We start from the raw sequence: 16,925 nt of genomic DNA, 5'->3' as shown, positions 1-16,925 counted from the left end.
TCACGGCATCATCAGTACATGGTGGCTCGACAGAACAACCCGGGGGACACCGGGCCATTGGACTTCTTCATCAGCTACTCACCGGCCGACGAGCGCTGGGCGTCCTGGATCGCCTGGACCCTGGAGGAGGCCGGGTACCGGACGGTGCTGCAGGCCTGGGACTTCGTGCCGGGCACCAACTTCGTGGACTTCATGGACCGGGGCGTGAGCGAGTCCGCCGCCGTCATCGCCGTGCTGTCCAGGAACTACGAGCGGTCCCGGTACGGGCGGATGGAGTGGCAGGCCGCCCTGCGGGCCGATCCGGACGCGCCGGAGCGGCGGCTGATCACCGTACGGGTCGAGGACATCCCGGTGGAGGGGCTGCTCGCCACCATCACGTACGTGGACCTGGTGCCGGTCGCCGATCCGGCGGCGGCCCGGGAGCTGCTGCTCGCCCGGGTCCGGCAGGCCCTCGACGGGCGGGCCCGGCCCAGCCTGCCGCCCGGTTACCCGGGTGGTGCGAACGGCGGTCCCGTGCCCGCCGCCCCGGCGGTGCCGAGCCCCGGGCGGCCGCTCGGCGGGCCCGGGTGGGCGGGGCGTCGCAGACCCGCCGCGCCGCCGTCGTACCCGCGCGTGTCCGGGGCGGTCCGGGAGCGGGACGCGGTCACCGTGCTCCAGCTGGCCGGGCCCGCCTTCGGCCGGGGGCAGGACCCCGCCGAGTTACAGGCGGCGATCTGGGGTGATCTGGTGGAGCTGGCGGACTCCGGGGCGCCCTCGCCCGATCTGCTGGTCGTCACCGGGGATCTCACCGCTTCGGGCAGCCGGCGCGAGTTCGAGCAGGCCCTCGCGTTCCTCACCGGGCTGCGGGCCCTGCTCGGGCTCGAACCGCACCGGGTCGCCCTGGTCCCGGGTGGTCAGGACGTCAACCTGGCGGCCTGCCAGGCCTACTTCAGCACCTGCGAGGCCGACGAGATGCCGCCCCGGCCGCCGTACTGGCCCAAGTGGCGGCACTTCGCCCGGCTGTTCCAGGAGCTGTACCAGGGGCTCGACGTCGTCTTCGACAGCGATCAGCCGTGGACGCTCTTCCCCGTGCCCGAGCTGCACACCGTGGTCGCGGGGCTCAACTCCTCCATGGCGTACAGCCACCGGCGCGACGACCAGTACGGGCTGGTCGGGCGCGAGCAGGCCGCCTGGTTCGCGCAGGCGCTGCGGCCGCACGAGACGGAGGGGTGGCTGCGGATCGGGGTGGTGCGGCATGCGCCGGGTGCCACCCGTGTCGCCGCCCCCGGTGTCCGTCGCGCCGGTACGGCGGCACTGGACGGGGCCGGGCCGCTGCGGGACACCGATGTGCTGAGCCGGCTGACCGCGCCCCGGCTGCACCTGCTGCTGCACGGTCCGGCCGAGCCCGGCGCGCTGCCCGCCCTGGCCACCGCGGCCGGTGAGGTGCCGGTGATCGGCGCCGGGCGGCCCGGCGGGCACCAGCTGGTGCGGGTCGGCCGGGAGGGCGTGGCCGTCTGGCAGGGGCCGGGGGAGCCCCGGCGGCGCGCCGTCCAGTGGCGGCGGGCCGAGCGGGCCTTCGGGCCCGAGGCCGCGCCCGCCGGTGACCACGAGGGCACTGCCGCGCCCGCCCACGAGCCCGAGCCGCGCGCCGTGCAGACCCCCGCCGAGATCCTGCTCGCCCGGGTCGCGGAGGTCTGCCGCACCCGGCACGAGGGCGCCCAGATCCGCCCGGTGGACGGGCCGGTGCCGCAACTGCTCGTCACCTGGAGCCAGTCGGGCTTCGTGCGGCAGCAGCGGGTGGCGGTGCACATCGGTACGCCGACCGCGCAGGACGTCGACCGGTTCGTGGCCCTCGTGCACGCCGCCGACGCCGAGGCGGAGGCCGAACTCGTCCACGACGGGCCGCCGCCCGCCCGCGAGCTGCGCGACGCCGCCCGTCGCCGGGGGGTGCGGGTGCGCAGCTTCACCGAGTTCCAGGGGCTGCTGGACCTGCGCGGGTATGTCGCCGGGCAGAGCGAGCGGCTGCGCACCGACCCCCGCTATCCCCCGGGCATGTACCTGCCGCAGCGGTACCGGGAGGTGGAGCGCCTCGACGCCGAGGACCGCGACGGGCTGGTGGACGAGATGCTGCGGCTGCTCGACTCCGACCAGGGGCGCTTCCTGCTGCTGCTCGGCGACTTCGGGCACGGCAAGACCTTCGCGCTGCGCGAGCTGGCCCGCCGGATCCCGGGTGAACTGCCGCATCTCGTCCCGCTGTTGATCGAGCTGCACGCCCTCGACCGGGCCTATTCGTTCGAGGGGCTCGTCGCCGCGCACCTCGCCGCCCACGGCGTCGACAACATCGACCTGCGGGCCTTCAGGTACATGCTCCAGCAGGGCCGGATCGTGCTGCTCTTCGACGGCTTCGACGAGCTCGTGAACCAGGTGACGTACGACCGTGCCGCCGAGCGGCTGCAGGTGCTGCTGGACTCCGCCGTGGACAGCGCCAAGATCGTGGTGTCCAGCCGTACCCAGCACTTCCGCTCCCAGGGCCAGGTGCTCACCGCGCTCGGCGAACGCGTCGGCCTGCTCCCGCACCGCCGGGTGCTGGCCGTACGGGAGTTCAGCCCGCAGCAGATCCGCGCCTATCTGGTGAACCGCTACGACGGCGACGAACGCGCCGCCGACCGCCGGATCCGGCTGCTGGACGCCATCCCCGACCTGCTCGCCCTGTGCCGCAACCCCCGGCTGCTCGGCTTCGTCGCCGACCTCGACGACGACCGGCTGCGCGCGGTCGCCGGCGCCGGGCGCGCCCTCAGCCCAGCCGGACTGTACGAGGAGGTCCTCACCGCCTGGCTGAACTTCGAGGTCCAGCGCGGCAGCGGCAGCCCCGGCCGGGCGCCCGGGCTGTCCCTGGAGCAGTTGTGGGACGCGGTCACCGCGCTCGCGCTGCGGCTGTGGGAGAGCGGGCAGGACTCGCTGCGGCTGGACGAGCTCACCGACGTCGCCGAGACCCTGAGCGGGCTCGCGGACGCCCGGCTGTCGGTGCCGCAGACCGCCCACGCCATCGGGTCCGGCAGTCTGCTGGTGCGCAGCGACGACGGCGTGTTCCGGTTCATCCACGGCTCGGTGGTGGAGTGGCTGGTCGCCCGGGAGTGCGCCCGCAGGATCACCGGCGGCGACAGCGGCCTGCTGGGCCGGCGACAGCTCAGCCGGCTGGCCGTGGAGTTCCTGTGCGACCTCGCCGACCACCGGATCTGCCAGGCGTGGGCCGAGCGGGAGCTGTCCGGCACCTCCCAGGACGCCTCCTCGGACGCGGCCCGCGGCAACGCCGTGCGGATCCTCGGCCGGCTCCGGGTGCCCGCCCACACCGATCTGCGCGGCGCCGCCCTGGCCGGGGAGGACCTGTCCCACCGCGACTTCTCGGGCGTGGACCTCACCCGCGCCGACCTCACCGACGCCCGGCTGGTCGGCGCCAACCTCTCCGGAGCCGTCCTGCGCGGCGCCCGCCTGGTCGGCGCCCGGCTCGACGGCGCCGATCTGACCGGCGCGGACCTGCGCGGTGCCGACCTGAGGCGGGCCCGGCTGATCGGCACCGACCTGACCGGCGCCCGGGTGGCGGGCGGCCGGTGGCGGCGGGCGGCGCTGATCTCGGCGACGCTGGGCTCCCTGGACCGCAGTCCCGAGCTGGCCACCGCCGCGATCGCGCCCGGCATGGCCGTCGACTCCGGCTTCCGGCCCTCCGCGGTCGGTGTGCCGTACGGCTACGACATGCGCACCAGCCGGCTGCCCGAACCCATCTCCTACAGCCCCGACGGCGAACTGCTAGCCGTCGGCAGCGAGGACGGCGGCATCCTGGTGTGCGAGGCCGCCACCGGCATCCCCCTGCGCACCCTGCAGGGCCACACCGGCCGGGTCTACGCCGTCAAGTTCCGCGGCCGTGTCCTGGCCACCGGCAGCTCCGACGGCACCGTACGGCTGTGGGACCCGGTCTCCGGCCGCTGCCTGCACCGCCTGGAGATCCATGAGACCGGCGTCTGGCCGCTCGTCCTCGACGCCGAGGGCACCCTGCTGGCCACCGGCGACGCCGACGGTCTGGTCACCGTCTGGGACACCGCCTCGGGCACCCCGCTGCACCGGCTGCCCGGTCACTCCGCGCCCGTCTACACCGTGGCGTTCGCACCCGGCGACACCGCCCTGGTCACCGGGGACGCCGCCGGCGCCGTACGGCTGTGGGACCTGGACACCGGGCGGCAGACCGGCGAACTGCCCGGCCATCGCGGCGCGGTGTACCGGGCGCGGTTCAGCCCGGACGGCACCGTGCTGGCCACCGCCGACCAGGGCGACGACGGGCAGGGCGCCACGGTCCGGGTGTGGGACCCGGCGACCGGAGCCGCGCGCCACGAGTTCACCGGGCACTCCGGCCGCGTCTACACCCTGGACTTCCACCCCGGCGGCGCCCTGCTGGTCAGCGGGGACACCGAAGGGGAGGTACGGCTGTGGGACCTGGCCGACCGCCGCTCGGCCGGGCTGCTCGGCGGCTGCCGCGGGGCCGTGTACCAGGTGCTGTTCGACCCCGACGGGACCCTGCTCGCCGCCGGGGACAGCGCCGGAGTGGTCCGGCTGTGGCGGATCGACCCGGAGGCCGACCCGGTCGCGGCGCCGCTGCACCGCCAGCCCGCCGAGCACCGCGGCTCGGTGTGGGTGTGCAAGTTCCGCCCGCACGGCGACACGCCCGCCCAGGGCCCCGGCGCGCTGCTGGTGACCGGCGGCAACGACGGCGTCGTACGGCTGTGGGAGCCGGCCACCGGACAGGGCCGGCGCATTCTGCGCGGCCACGGGCGGCGCGTCGGCACGCTGTCCTTCAGCGCCGACGGCTCGATGCTGGCGGCCGGCGGCAACGACGGTGTCGTCCGGGTGTGGCACGCCGCCTCCGGGCGGCGGCTGCGCGAACTGACCGGGCAGAGCGACCGCCTGGTGTCGGCGGCGTTCGGCCCCGCCGGACCGCTGCTGGCCACCGCGAGCAGCGACGGCGACCTCTACCTGTGGAACGCGGCCACGGGGGAGTACCAGCGCGAACTCGACGTGGAGACCGACCACGTGTGGGCCGAGGCGTTCAGCGCCGACGGCGAACTCCTCGCCACCGCCAACGACGACGACACGGTACGGCTGTGGTACCGGGCCACCGGGGCGCACGTCGCCACCATCACCGAGCACTTCGGGCGGGTCCGGGCGATCGCCTTCCGGTCCGACGGCGCGGTCCTGGCCACCGGGTGCGACGACCGCAAGGTGCGGATCTGGGACGTGACGGAACGCCGGATCACCTCTGTCCTCGACGGCCACACCGACCGGGTGTACGCCGTGGCGTTCGCCCCCGACGGCTCGTGGCTGGCGGGCGCCTCCTGGGACGGCACGGCGGTGATCTGGAAGGACGGCGAGATCGCCCACCGGCTGACCGGCCACACCGGCAAGCTCTGGACGGCGGCCGTCCACCCCCGGCGCCCCCTGCTGGCCACGGCGGGCGACGACCGCACCGTCCGCCTGTGGAACCCGGACACCGGTGAGGAGGCGGCCGTGCTGACGGGCCACACCGGCCGGATCCTGGCCGTCGCCTTCAGCCCCGACGGCTCCGTGCTGGCCAGCGGTGGCGAGGACGGCACGGTACGGCTGTGGAACGTGCCCGCCGACGGCCCGGCCGCCCTGCGGGCCACCCTGGTCGGCATGCCCGGCGGCTGGGCGGCGCTGTCCGCGTCGGGCGGATACAAGTACGAGGGGGACGTCACCGGCGAGTTCTGGCACGCGGTCGGCATGTGCCGCTTCGAACCGGGGGAGCTGGACGGGCATCTTCCGGGGATGTGGCAGGTGCCGTTGGAGGAAGCGCTGGAGTGACGTCGGGAAAGGCGGCGGGGGTGCTTTTGAACGTGTTCAAAAGGAGGCGTACGCTCATGCCATGAGCGACAGAGCCGCCCTGCTCAAGGGCATTCGCGTCTGGCTGGCCCTCTTCGTGGTGTGCCTGGTCCTCAGCGGCGCCACCGCCTTCCCCCTGGTGCACGAACTGCGCTGGACCGAGAGCGCGTTGCGGGCGCTGTCGGTGCGGGAGTACCTGCCGGGGCTCATGGCCTGGATCGCAAGGGTTCGCGACGGCCTCGACTCCGTGGACGCCAAGTACCCCTTCGTCCTCTACGGCACCGACTGGCTCGCCTTCGCCCACCTCGTCATCGCGGTCGCCTTCTACGGCCCCTACCGCGACCCGGTGCGCAACATCTGGGTCGTCGAGTTCGGGATGATCGCCTGCGCCGGGATCATCCCGCTCGCCCTGGTCTGCGGGCCGATCCGCGGGATCCCCTTCTGGTGGAGCCTGGTCGACATGTCGTTCGGGGTCTTCGGCGTGATCCCGCTGTATGTCGTGCGGAAGAAGATCAAGCGCCTGGAAGCGCTGCCCGCCTGATAACTGTTGTCGCTCCGGCCCCCGCTCCGGCCCCCGCCGGGGCCTGTTCACCCTCGGCGGCCGGAGCCCTCGGCGGTGGGATCGCCGCGGTTTCGGCGCCGGGGCCGACGCGGCCCAGACCGCGCCGGCGGGCGTTCGCCCACGCGGGTCTGCTCCACAACGCCGGCGACCTGCACCGCGCCAAGGTGCGCGTCACCGCCGGCCGGGACCCCTGGCCGGCCGGCGGCGGCGGCTCACCGCCCACCCGCACTCCCAGAGCACCTGGCAGGCCCGCCCGCAGGCCACCGTGTACCGCGGAACGGGTTCCGGGCAGAACTGCCCCACGCTCTACAACGACATCCATGCCGCCCACCAGAACGCCCTGCGCCGGCGGATCGGCGGCACCAAGGCCAACGGCGACACCGCGGTCGCCATCCTCGACGCCTGGTCGGCCACCCTCACCACGGTCACCGGCAACGCCGACCGCTTCCTCGCCACCGGGCTCCACGGCTACCAGCTCGCCAACGCCGCCGAACTCCCGTGACGACAGGGCCTAACAGCTGCCGAGGCCGGTGCCCTCGCGCAGGGCGTGCAGGACGTCGACCCGGTTCGTGGTGATCGAGTCGGCGCCCAGGTCCAGCAGGCGGCTCATCGAGCGGCGGGTGTCCGGGGTCCAGACGGACAGCAGGTAGCCGTCGCGGTGGACACGGGCCGCGAGCTCCCGGCTCACCAGGGAGAAGCGGTAGTTGAGCCAGCGCGGGCGGACCACGTCCAGCAGCGCCTGCCGGGGCGGGGCGAGGCTCGTCCAGGTCAGCGCGATCTCGGCGGCCGGGTCGGCGGCGCGCACGGCGAGCATCGCCTCCGGGCCCGCGCAGTAGTAGACGCGCTCGCCGGCCCCGCTCTGCCGGACCACGTCCATCACCCGGTCCACCATCCGCCGCTCGACCCGTCCGCACAGATCCACCATCACCCGGCAGTCACCGGTCGCGGCCAGCGTCTCCGCCAGCGTCGGCACCCCGCCCGCCGTGAGCCCGCGCACCTCCTCGGCGGACAGCGCGCCGAGCGGCCGGCCGACCTCCCACAGCCGCTGCAGCGTGTCGTCGTGCAGCAGCACGGGAACGCCGTCACGGGTGAGCCGTACGTCGATCTCGACCGCGTCCGCGCCCCGGCCGAGCGCGGAACGCAGCGAGTCGATGGTGTTCTCACGGACCCGGTAGGGGTCGCCGCGGTGGGCCACGGCGGTCACGGTCTGCATGCCCCCCATTGTGGGGGTGCCCCCTCGTGGGCTGTGTCAGGAGGCGAGCCAGGTGCTGGTGTACGTGTCGATCTCCGCCGCGATCCGGGCCTTGCCGACGGCGTCCAGGAACGACGCCTCCACGGCGTTCTTCGCGAGCTCGGCGAGGCCCCGCTCGTCCAGGTCGAGCAGCCGGGCGGCCACCGCGTACTCGTTGTTGAGGTCGGTGCCGAACATCGGCGGGTCGTCGGAGTTGATCGTCACCAGCACCCCGGCCCGCACGAACTCCTTGATCGGGTGTTCGTCCAGGGTGCGGACCGCGCGGGTGGCGATGTTGGAGGTCGGGCAGACCTCCAGCGGGATGCGCCGCTCGGCGAGGTGGGCGAGCAGCTTCGGATCCTGCGCGGAGCTGGTGCCGTGCCCGATGCGGTCGGCGCGCAGCTCGGTCAGCGCGTCCCACACCGTCTGCGGGCCGGTCGTCTCGCCGGCGTGCGGGACCGAGTGCAGACCGGCGGCGATGGCCCGGTCGAAGTACGGCTTGAACTGCGGCCGGGGCACGCCGATCTCGGGCCCGCCGAGCCCGAACGACACCAGCCCCTCCGGCCGGATCCGGTCGTCGGTGGCCAGCCGTGCCGTCTCCTCCGCGGACTCCAGCCCCGCCTCGCCGGGGATGTCGAAGCACCAGCGCAGCACGGTGCCGAACTCGGCCTCGGCCGCCTTGCGCGCGTCCTCGATCGCCGCCATGAAGCCCAGCTCGTCGATGCCGCGCCGGGTGGAGGAGAAGGGGGTGACGGTCAGCTCGGCGTAGCGCACCTGCTGCCGGGCCAGGTCGCGCGCCACCTCGTAGGTGAGCAGCCGGATGTCCTCGGGCGTGCGGATCAGGTCCACGACCGACAGGTACACGTCGATGAAGTGCGCGAAGTCGGTGAAGGTGAAGAAGTCCGCCAGGGCCTCCGGGTCGCTGGGGACCTTGGAGTCGGGGTGGCGGGCGGCCAGTTCCGAGACGATGCGCGGGGAGGCGGAGCCGACGTGGTGGACGTGCAGTTCGGCCTTGGGCAGTCCGGCGATGAAGGTCCGCAGATCGCGGTCGGCGGTACCGGTCGCGGGCACGGAGCTGCTGTCGGTCAAGGGAACCTCCCCGGGCAGGGCACCGACGGCCCGGTACGGGCGCGGCGCGGATGATCGGCTGATCGGTGGTACGGACGCCATCGTAGGCGGGGACCGGGTGCGCTCTGCCGGGCCGCTCCCCGAGGTCCGGCCGCCGTCCCGGTCCCGGGGATCCCGGGCGGGACCGGACCGGCCCGCAGGGGTGCCGAGGTGAGGCCTTAGCATGGCGGGACGAACGAGTTGGGGGGACGTGCCCGTGAGCGACGGAGCGCAGCCGAGTGGAGCCTCGGACGGCGACTACAACCCGTGGGCGCCGCCCGAGCAGCGCCTTTCGCTGGAGAAGCAGCCGGCCGAGCCGCAGGACCAGCCGCCCGTGCGGCCGCCGTCGGTGCACGACCAGGCCACCATGACCTCCCTGGACACCGGAGGCTTCGCCCCGCCCGCGTATCCCGCCGGGCCCACTGCGCCCGCGTCGCCCGCCGCTGCCGGATTCGGTGTGCCCGGTCCGGCCCCGGCCGGCGGGGAGGCCGTACCGCCGCCGCCGATCGCGCCCTTCGGCCCCGGCATACCCGCCCCGCCCGCCGCCGGCGGCTACGGCTACCCCGGCTACCCGGTGGGCTACGGCTGGCCCGGCATGCCCATGGCCCCGCAGAACGGCATGGGCACCGCGGCGATGGTGCTCGGCATCCTCTCCCTGTGCCTGTTCTGCCTGTACGGCGTCGTCTCGGTGGTGCTGGGCACCCTCGCGGTGATCTTCGGCATCAAGGGCCGCCGGCGGGCCGACCGCGGCGAGGCCACCAACCACGGCCAGGCCCAGGCGGGCCTGCTCATGGGCATCATCGGCATCGTGATCGGCCTGGTCGTGGTCGTCCTGCTCGCGATCGGGATCACCGCCGCCATCCACGACCACAGCACGAGCCCCGATCCCTACGACGACTCCGCCCCGCGCATCTCGGTGACGGTGGCCGCCGACCGCTGAGCACACCGGGCCCCGCCCTTCCGGCCGCCCGTCGGCCGGAACCGGCTCCCTCCCCGCCGCGCGCCCATTACGATGCCTTGATCGTCAACGGAGGGGAAAGCCACTTCATGTCCAACTTCAACCCCGAACCCGGTGGTTTCGGTCAGCCGGACCAGCAGCCCGCACCGGGATACGGATACCCCCAGCAGCCCGCGCCCGGCTACGGCCACCCCCAGTCGGCTCCGGGCTACCCGGCCGCGCCGCCCATGGGATATCCGCAGGCCCCCGGCTACGCGATGCCGATGCAGCCGAGCAACGGCATGGGCACCACGGGACTGGTGCTGGGCATCATCGGAGTGGTCTGCAGCCTCACCATCGCCATGGAGATCCTCGGGATGATCCTGGGCATCCTGGCGATCATCTTCGGTGCCATCGGCCGGGGCAAGGCCAACCGGGGTGAGGCCACCAACAAGGGCGCGGCGACCGCCGGTCTCGTCTGCGGCATCATCGCCACGGTGCTCCTGCCGGTGCTGGTCTTCCTGGTGTTCGCCAGCGTGTTCAGCGCCGGCAGCACGTTCTGACCGTCCCGGCGGACCACGGGCGACAGGGGAGGGCCGGGCATCGGGCCGGCCCTCCACGTTCGGGCCCGGCCCGGCCGGACCCGGTTCGGTGGCTTCGGCCGGCTCAGGCCCCCGCCCCCGCCAGCCGCTCCCGCGCCTCCATCAGGGCGAAGCCCAGCAGGTTCGGCCCCCTCCACCGCTCGGGATCCGAAGCCGCGTCGTCGTCCGCGGCGAGCCCGATCCCCCACACACGGTCCACGGGGCTCGCCTCCACCAGCACCCGCTCACCGGTGCCGAGCAGGAACTGCCGGAGCGCGTCGTCGGCCGCGAACTTGTGCACGCTGCCCTCGACCACGATCCGGAACCGCTCCCGCTCCCATATCGCCTCGTCGAAACCCCGGACCAGCCGCCCCGCTTTCTTGGCCTGAGAAGGATGCCCCGCGGCCAGGACCCGGCGCTCCGCCTCGGCATCCCCGAACAGCCGCGCCTTGCCCGCCATCATCCAGTGCTCGGCCGTCGCGTACTCCACCCCGTCGACCGTGAACGGCGAGGGCCACCACTGGCTCAGGCAGCTCGCGCCGATCCTGCCGTCCGGCCTCGGCCGGTGCCCCCAGAAGTGGAGGTACTTGATCCGGGATCCGGCCCGGACCTCCCTGATCAGGGCTTCCACCCCGTCGATCTTCCCCATGCACGCGAGTCTGGCACGCACCACTGACACTCCGTCCGCCCTTTTCAGCTCCCACTCGACACCTGGTCGACAGATTCCGTCGCGTAACCAAAAGGCAACAACGGAATCACTTGTTGGAGTCCTATAGCTCTGTCAGGATCGGCACTCAAATCGAGCTGGAGCTACGCCACCCACCCCCGGGACGGGGCGAACGGCGGAGGAGAGCGACATGCACAACCCGGGCACCGCCACCCCGGAACGATTTCCCGCCGAGGAGCGATTCGCGGACGGCGCGCAGTTCATCGCGGGCCGGCCGGCGAAGGGCACCTCGGGCCGTACCCACGCCGTGGTCGACCCCGCCACCGGCGAGGAGGTGTACACCTACGAGCTGGCCGGCACGGACGACGTCGACGCGGCCGTCGCCGGCGCGCGCGAGGCCTTCCCGGGCTGGGCCTCGGCCACCCCGGGCGAGCGCTCCGACGCCCTGCACCGGTTCGCCGCCGTGCTCGCCGACCGCGCCGAGGACTTCGCCCGCGCCGAGTCCCTGCAGTGCGGCAAGCCGCTGAAGCTGACCCGCGAGTTCGACGTGCCGGGGACCGTCGACAACACCGCCTTCTTCGCGGGCGCCGCCCGGCACCTGCAGGGGCAGTCCGCCGGTGAGTACTCCGGGGACCACACGTCGTACGTCCGGCGCGAGCCGATCGGTGTCGTCGGGTCGATCGCGCCCTGGAACTACCCGCTCCAGATGGCCGCCTGGAAGATCCTCCCGGCGATCGCCGCCGGCAACACCATCGTGCTGAAGCCCGCCGAGCTGACCCCACTCACCTCGCTGCTCTTCGCGCAGGCCGCCACGGACGCCGGCATCCCGGACGGTGTGATCAACATCGTCACCGGGACCGGGAAGGAGGCGGGGGAGCACCTCGTCGGCCACCCCGACGTCGCCATGACCTCCTTCACCGGGTCCACCGCCGTCGGCAAGCGCGTCGCGGAGGTCGCCACCGCCACGGTCAAGCGGCTGCACCTGGAGCTCGGCGGCAAGGCGCCGTTCGTCGTCTTCGACGACGCCGACCTGGAGGCCGCCGTCCACGGGGCCGTCGCCGGTGCGCTCATCAACACCGGCCAGGACTGCACGGCCGCCACGCGCGCGTACGTGCAGCGGCCGCTGTACGAGGCCTTCGTGGAGCAGACGGCCGCCTTGATGGAGACCGTGCGGCTCGGTGATCCCTTCGCCCCCGGCACCGACCTCGGCCCGCTCATCTCGCACGTCCAGCGGGACCGGGTCGCGGCCTTCGTGGACCGTGCGCGTGCCTACGCGCGCGTGGTGACCGGCGGCGAGGCACCGAAGGGCGACCTGGAGAAGGGCGCCTACTACCGGCCGACCCTGATCGCCGACGCCGCCCAGGACAGCGAGATCGTCCAGTCCGAGATCTTCGGCCCGGTCCTGGTCGTCCTCCCGTTCGACGGCGATGACGAGGGCATCCGGCTGGCCAACGACACCCCGTACGGCCTCGCCGCCTCCGCGTGGAGCCGCAGTGTCTACCGCGCGAACCGCGCCACCCGCGAGATCAAGGCGGGCTGCGTGTGGATCAACGACCACATCCCGATCATCAGCGAGATGCCGCACGGCGGATACAAGGCGTCCGGCTTCGGCAAGGACATGTCGGCGTACTCCTTCGAGGAGTACACGCAGGTCAAGCACGTAATGTTCGACAACACGGCGGTCGCCCGCAAGGACTGGCACCGCACGATCTTCGGGGACCGGTAGCAGCCGGAGACCAGCAGGAGCCGGCCGCCGCCGGGTGTGACGTTCCGGCCCTCGACCAGGCCGACCAGCCATTCCTCCCGAAAGGGCACCACGCGCATGGAGCAGTACGAGCCCGACCGCCTCACCCCGGTCGAAGCCGCCGCCATACGGCGCAGTCTGCGAGGCGGCAGGGCCGCGATGACCCGCAGGTCGTTGCTGCGCGCCTCCGCGGGCGGCGCGCTCGCGGTCGGCGGACTCGGGGCGCTGAGCGCCTGCGGGATCCCCGCGGCCAACAAGACGCAAGGGGGCGTGTCCGCGGACGACCACTCGGCCAAGGAGAAGATCGTCAACTTCTCCAACTGGCCCGAGTACATCGACGTGGACGACAAGACGAAACGCCATCCCACGCTCGACGCGTTCGCCAGGCGGACCGGCATCCAGGTCAAGTACACCGAGGACGTCAACGACAACGACGAGTTCTTCGGCAAGATCCAGCCGCAGCTCGCCGCGGGCCAGGACACCGGCCGCGACCTCGTCGTGCTCACCGACTGGCTGGCCGCCCGCATGATCCGCCTCGGGTACGTCCAGAAACTGGACCCGGCCAACCTGCCGCACGCCTTCGCCAACCTGTCGGACCAGTTCCGCGCCCCCGACTGGGACCCGGGCCGGGCGTACTCGTACCCCTGGCAGGGCATCTCGACCGTCATCGCCTACAACAAGAAGGCGCTCGACGGCATCGAGGTGAAGTCGATCTCCGACCTGCTGGACAACCCCCGGCTCAAGGGCCGCGTCGGCTTCCTGACCGAGATGCGGGACAGCATCGGCATGACGATGCTCGACATGGGCATCGACCCGGCGAAGTTCACCGGTGACGACTACGACAAGGTGATCGCCCGCCTGCAGAAGGCCGTCGACAAGGGCCAGATCCGCCGCTTCACCGGCAACGACTACACGTCGGACCTCACCAAGGGCGACTTCGCGGCGTGCGTGGCGTGGGGCGGCGACATCGTGCAGCTCCAGGCGGACAACCCGGACGTCGGCTACGTCATCCCCGACAGCGGCTACATGACGTCGACCGACAACATGCTGATCCCCAACAAGGCGCGCCACAAGACGAACGCCGAGCGGCTCATCGACTTCTTCTACGAGCCCGAGCCGGCCGCCGAGCTCGCCGCCTACGTCAACTACGTGAGCCCCGTCGCGGGAGTGCAGCCCTACCTTGCGAAGATCGACAAGTCGGCGGCGAGCAACCCGCTGATCCTCCCCGACAAGGCCATGCAGGCGAAGTCCCATGCCTTCCGCGCGCTGACGCAGAAGGAAGAGACGGCCTACCAGCAGAAGTTCTCGAAGCTCACAGGGGCGTGACGACGATGACGACACCAGACAACAGCGGCGACGTCCGCCTCTCCGGTATCAGCAAGACCTACGACAACGGCTTCACGGCCGTGCAGCCGCTGGACCTGACCGTGCCGCAGGGCTCCTTCTTCGCCCTGCTCGGCGCCTCCGGCTGTGGCAAGACCACCACGCTGCGCATGATCGCCGGGCTGGAGGAACCCTCCTCCGGCACCGTGCGCCTCGGCGACCAGGACGTCACCCACCTGCCGCCGTACAAGCGCCCGGTGAACACCGTCTTCCAGTCCTACGCCCTCTTCCCGCACCTCGACATCTTCGAGAACGTCGCCTTCGGCCTGCGCCGGCGCGGCATAAAGAGCGTGAAGAAGCAGGTCGAGGACATGCTGGAGCTGGTCCAGCTGGGTGAGCAGGCCCGCAAGAAGCCGCACCAGCTCTCCGGCGGCCAGCAGCAGCGCGTCGCCGTCGCCCGCGCGCTCATCAACCACCCCAAGGTGCTCCTGCTGGACGAGCCGCTCGGCGCCCTCGACCTCAAGCTGCGCCGCCAGATGCAGCTGGAGCTCAAGCGCATCCAGACCGAGGTCGGCATCACCTTCATCCATGTCACGCACGACCAGGAGGAGGCCATGACCATGGCCGACACGGTCGCCGTGATGAACGCGGGCCGCGTCGAGCAGCTCGGCTCGCCGACCGACCTGTACGAGAACCCGAACACCACCTTCGTCGCGAACTTCCTCGGCACCTCCAACCTCATCGAGGCCGAGGTCGACACCAAGAGCGGCGACGACATCGTGCTCAAGGCGGGCGGCGGCAAGCTGGTGCTGCCCGAGGCGCGATGTTCGGCCCCGGCGACGGCCGGCGGCAAGGTGCTCGTCGGTATCCGGCCGGAGAAGATATCCCTCACGCACGCCGACGACGCGGGGGACATTCCCGAGGGCCGCAACCGGCTCACCGGCAGGATCGCCGACGCCAGCTTCATCGGGGTCTCCACCCAGTACGTGATCGACAGCCCCGTCTGCGACGAACTCTCGGTGTACGTCCAGAACGTCGAGCGCGACGGGCGGCTCGTGCCCGGCGCCGACGTCGTCCTGCACTGGAGCCCGGCGCACACCTTCGGTCTGGACGCGGCCCAGGACATCGACGCGGGTCTCGAAGAAGAGGCGGCCGCCTGATGACGACGCTCACCGAAGCCGAGGCGCCCCCGCCCCTCGCGCCCACCGCACCGGAGAAGAAGCCCCCGCGCAAACGCGGCCGGTTCACGCCGTACTGGCTGCTGCTGCCCGGCATCCTGTGGCTGGTCGTCTTCTTCGCGCTGCCGATGATCTACCAGGCCTCCACCTCCGTGCAGCAGGGCTCCCTGGAGGAGGGCTACAAGGTCACCTGGCACTTCGCCACCTACTGGGACGCGTTCAGCGAGTACTGGCCGCAGTTCCTGCGGTCCGTCCTCTACGCGGCCGGGGCCACGGTCCTGTGCCTGCTGCTCGGTTACCCGCTGGCCTATCTGATCGCCTTCCGCGCGGGCCGCTGGCGGAACCTGATCATGATTCTGGTGATCGCGCCGTTCTTCACCAGCTTCCTGATCCGCACCCTGGCCTGGAAGACGATCCTCGCCGACAACGGCCCGGTGGTGCACGTACTGAACTCGCTGCACATCCTGGACCTCACCAACTGGCTCGGCTGGACGGCCGGCGACCGCGTGCTGGCCACCCCGCTCGCGGTGGTGTGCGGACTGACGTACAACTTCCTGCCGTTCATGATCCTTCCGCTGTACACCTCGCTGGAGCGGATCGACCCCCGGCTGCACGAGGCGGCCGGCGACCTGTACGCCAGGCCCTGGACCACCTTCCGCAAGGTCACCTTCCCGCTGTCGATGCCGGGCGTGGTCTCCGGCACACTGCTGACCTTCATCCCGGCGGCCGGCGACTACGTCAACTCCGAACTGCTCGGCTCCACCGACACCCGCATGATCGGCAACGTCATCCAGACGCAGTTCCTGCGGATCCTGGACTACCCGACCGCAGCGGCCCTCTCCTTCATCCTCATGGCCGCCATCCTGGCCATGGTCACGATCTACATCCGCCGGTCCGGGACGGAGGACCTGGTCTAAATGCCCTTCGTCAACTGGCTCAAGCGCCATCTGGTCGTCATGGCGGGCATCCTGACGCTCGCCTACCTGCTGCTGCCCAACGTCATCGTGACGGTGTTCTCCTTCAACAAGCCGAAGGGCCGCTTCAACTACGAGTGGCAGCAGTTCTCCCTGGACGCCTGGAAGCAGCCGTGCGGCGTCGCCGACATGTGCGGCTCGCTGTCCATCAGCCTCCAGATAGCCGTGTGGGCGACGATCGGCGCCACCCTCCTCGGCACGATGATCGCCTTCGCGCTGGTCCGCTACCGCTTCCGCGCCCGCGGCGCCGTCAACTCGCTGATCTTCCTGCCGATGGCGATGCCCGAGGTCGTCATGGCCGCCTCCCTGCTCACCCTGTTCCTCAACATGGGCGCGCAGCTCGGCTTCTGGACGATCCTCATCGCCCACATCATGTTCTGCCTCAGCTTCGTCGTCACCGCGGTCAAGGCGCGCGTGATGTCGATGGACCCGCGCCTGGAGGAGGCCGCCCGGGACCTGTACGCCGGCCCCGTGCAGACCTTCCTGCGGGTCACCCTGCCGATCGCGGCACCGGGCATCGCCGCGGGCGCGCTGCTGTCGTTCGCGCTCTCCTTCGACGACTTCATCATCACGAACTTCAACGCCGGCTCGACCGTCACCTTCCCGATGTTCGTGTGGGGTTCGGCGCAGCGCGGCACACCGGTCCAGATCAATGTGATCGGCACGGCCATGTTCCTCGTCGCCGTTCTGATCACGCTGTTCTCGATGCTCGTCACCAATCGCCGTAACAACCAGAAGGCATAGGCCTTTCAGGAA

General features: G+C 72.0%; 12 protein-coding genes and 1 pseudogene. 10 read left to right on the top strand and 3 right to left on the bottom strand.

The genetic code is table 11. The features are described 5' to 3' along the window. The first annotated feature begins 18 nt into the window (after positions 1–18). The 3 genes from FB563_RS05780 to FB563_RS45425 all read left to right on the top strand — a co-directional run bounded on the left by FB563_RS05780 (position 19) and on the right by FB563_RS45425 (position 6,929). Positions 19–5,847 carry a WD40 domain-containing protein gene (locus FB563_RS05780; protein WP_055709943.1) on the top strand — a complete coding sequence of 1,943 codons (5,829 nt, stop codon included), beginning with the start codon at positions 19–21 and terminating at the stop codon, positions 5,845–5,847. A 61-nt stretch (positions 5,848–5,908) separates the two neighbouring features. Beyond that, positions 5,909–6,406, top strand: a complete 498-nt coding sequence (locus FB563_RS05775) for a hypothetical protein (RefSeq protein WP_055709942.1) — start codon at positions 5,909–5,911, stop codon at positions 6,404–6,406. 286 nt (positions 6,407–6,692) lie between these two features. Continuing rightward, positions 6,693–6,929, top strand: coding sequence for a hypothetical protein (locus tag FB563_RS45425; RefSeq protein ID WP_055709941.1), 237 nt, complete (start codon positions 6,693–6,695; stop codon positions 6,927–6,929). A gap of 9 nt (positions 6,930–6,938) precedes the next feature. On the opposite strand, the gene FB563_RS05765 is transcribed toward FB563_RS45425, so the two are convergent. Both FB563_RS05765 and FB563_RS05760 read right to left on the bottom strand, forming a co-directional pair. Beyond that, positions 6,939–7,640: a glycerophosphodiester phosphodiesterase gene (locus FB563_RS05765; RefSeq protein WP_055709940.1), complete on the bottom strand. Its 702-nt coding sequence runs from the start codon at positions 7,638–7,640 to the stop codon at positions 6,939–6,941. A 36-nt stretch (positions 7,641–7,676) separates the two neighbouring features. Further along, positions 7,677–8,802 (bottom strand): annotated as a pseudogene (locus tag FB563_RS05760) (adenosine deaminase). Between the two features lie 180 nt (positions 8,803–8,982). On the opposite strand from FB563_RS05760, the gene FB563_RS05755 reads away from it, so the two are divergent. After that, the gene (locus FB563_RS05755; protein WP_055709944.1) at positions 8,983–9,705 is read left to right on the top strand and encodes a DUF4190 domain-containing protein; all 723 of its coding nucleotides are present in this window, start codon (positions 8,983–8,985) and stop codon (positions 9,703–9,705) included. A gap of 107 nt (positions 9,706–9,812) precedes the next feature. Continuing rightward, positions 9,813–10,265 carry a DUF4190 domain-containing protein gene (locus tag FB563_RS05750; RefSeq protein WP_055709938.1) on the top strand — a complete coding sequence of 151 codons (453 nt, stop codon included), beginning with the start codon at positions 9,813–9,815 and terminating at the stop codon, positions 10,263–10,265. Between the two features lie 103 nt (positions 10,266–10,368). On the opposite strand, the gene FB563_RS05745 is transcribed toward FB563_RS05750, so the two are convergent. Then, on the bottom strand, positions 10,369–10,932 hold the full coding sequence (locus FB563_RS05745) for an NADAR family protein (protein ID WP_055709937.1): 564 nt from the start codon (positions 10,930–10,932) through the stop codon (positions 10,369–10,371). 208 nt (positions 10,933–11,140) lie between these two features. Between FB563_RS05745 and FB563_RS05740 the strand changes: the two genes are divergently transcribed. The 5 genes from FB563_RS05740 to FB563_RS05720 all read left to right on the top strand — a co-directional run bounded on the left by FB563_RS05740 (position 11,141) and on the right by FB563_RS05720 (position 16,913). After that, positions 11,141–12,676 carry a gamma-aminobutyraldehyde dehydrogenase gene (locus FB563_RS05740; RefSeq protein ID WP_055709936.1) on the top strand — a complete coding sequence of 512 codons (1,536 nt, stop codon included), beginning with the start codon at positions 11,141–11,143 and terminating at the stop codon, positions 12,674–12,676. A gap of 96 nt (positions 12,677–12,772) precedes the next feature. Next, positions 12,773–14,020 (top strand): ABC transporter substrate-binding protein, encoded by a 1,248-nt coding sequence (locus tag FB563_RS05735; RefSeq protein WP_055709935.1) that lies wholly within the window; start codon positions 12,773–12,775, stop codon positions 14,018–14,020. Further along, positions 14,017–15,177: an ABC transporter ATP-binding protein gene (locus FB563_RS05730; RefSeq protein WP_055709934.1), complete on the top strand. Its 1,161-nt coding sequence runs from the start codon at positions 14,017–14,019 to the stop codon at positions 15,175–15,177. Before FB563_RS05735 ends, FB563_RS05730 begins: the two co-directional genes overlap by 4 nt. Further along, positions 15,177–16,112 carry an ABC transporter permease gene (locus FB563_RS05725; protein WP_055709933.1) on the top strand — a complete coding sequence of 312 codons (936 nt, stop codon included), beginning with the start codon at positions 15,177–15,179 and terminating at the stop codon, positions 16,110–16,112. The genes FB563_RS05730 and FB563_RS05725 overlap by 1 nt, the downstream gene beginning before the upstream one ends. Next, positions 16,113–16,913 (top strand): ABC transporter permease, encoded by an 801-nt coding sequence (locus FB563_RS05720; protein WP_055709932.1) that lies wholly within the window; start codon positions 16,113–16,115, stop codon positions 16,911–16,913. It abuts the gene before it with no gap. Positions 16,914–16,925: the final 12 nt, after the last annotated feature.

The sequence above is a fragment of the Streptomyces puniciscabiei genome (assembly GCF_006715785.1).
GTDB classification, from domain to species: domain Bacteria; phylum Actinomycetota; class Actinomycetes; order Streptomycetales; family Streptomycetaceae; genus Streptomyces; species Streptomyces puniciscabiei.
This window is presented reverse-complemented; position numbering and strand designations above follow the sequence as displayed.

Excerpts from the sequence above, each read along its gene's own strand:
- FB563_RS05780 (WP_055709943.1), top strand. The coding sequence starts at position 19 with ATGGTGGCTCGACAGAACAACCCGGGGGACACCGGGCCATTGGACTTC.
- FB563_RS05775 (WP_055709942.1), top strand. The coding sequence starts at position 5,909 with ATGAGCGACAGAGCCGCCCTGCTCAAGGGCATTCGCGTCTGGCTGGCC.
- FB563_RS05765 (WP_055709940.1), bottom strand. The coding sequence starts at position 7,640 with ATGCAGACCGTGACCGCCGTGGCCCACCGCGGCGACCCCTACCGGGTC.
- FB563_RS05750 (WP_055709938.1), top strand. The coding sequence starts at position 9,813 with ATGTCCAACTTCAACCCCGAACCCGGTGGTTTCGGTCAGCCGGACCAG.
- FB563_RS05745 (WP_055709937.1), bottom strand. The coding sequence starts at position 10,932 with ATGGGGAAGATCGACGGGGTGGAAGCCCTGATCAGGGAGGTCCGGGCC.
- FB563_RS05740 (WP_055709936.1), top strand. The coding sequence starts at position 11,141 with ATGCACAACCCGGGCACCGCCACCCCGGAACGATTTCCCGCCGAGGAG.
- FB563_RS05735 (WP_055709935.1), top strand. The coding sequence starts at position 12,773 with ATGGAGCAGTACGAGCCCGACCGCCTCACCCCGGTCGAAGCCGCCGCC.
- FB563_RS05725 (WP_055709933.1), top strand. The coding sequence starts at position 15,177 with ATGACGACGCTCACCGAAGCCGAGGCGCCCCCGCCCCTCGCGCCCACC.
- FB563_RS05720 (WP_055709932.1), top strand. The coding sequence starts at position 16,113 with ATGCCCTTCGTCAACTGGCTCAAGCGCCATCTGGTCGTCATGGCGGGC.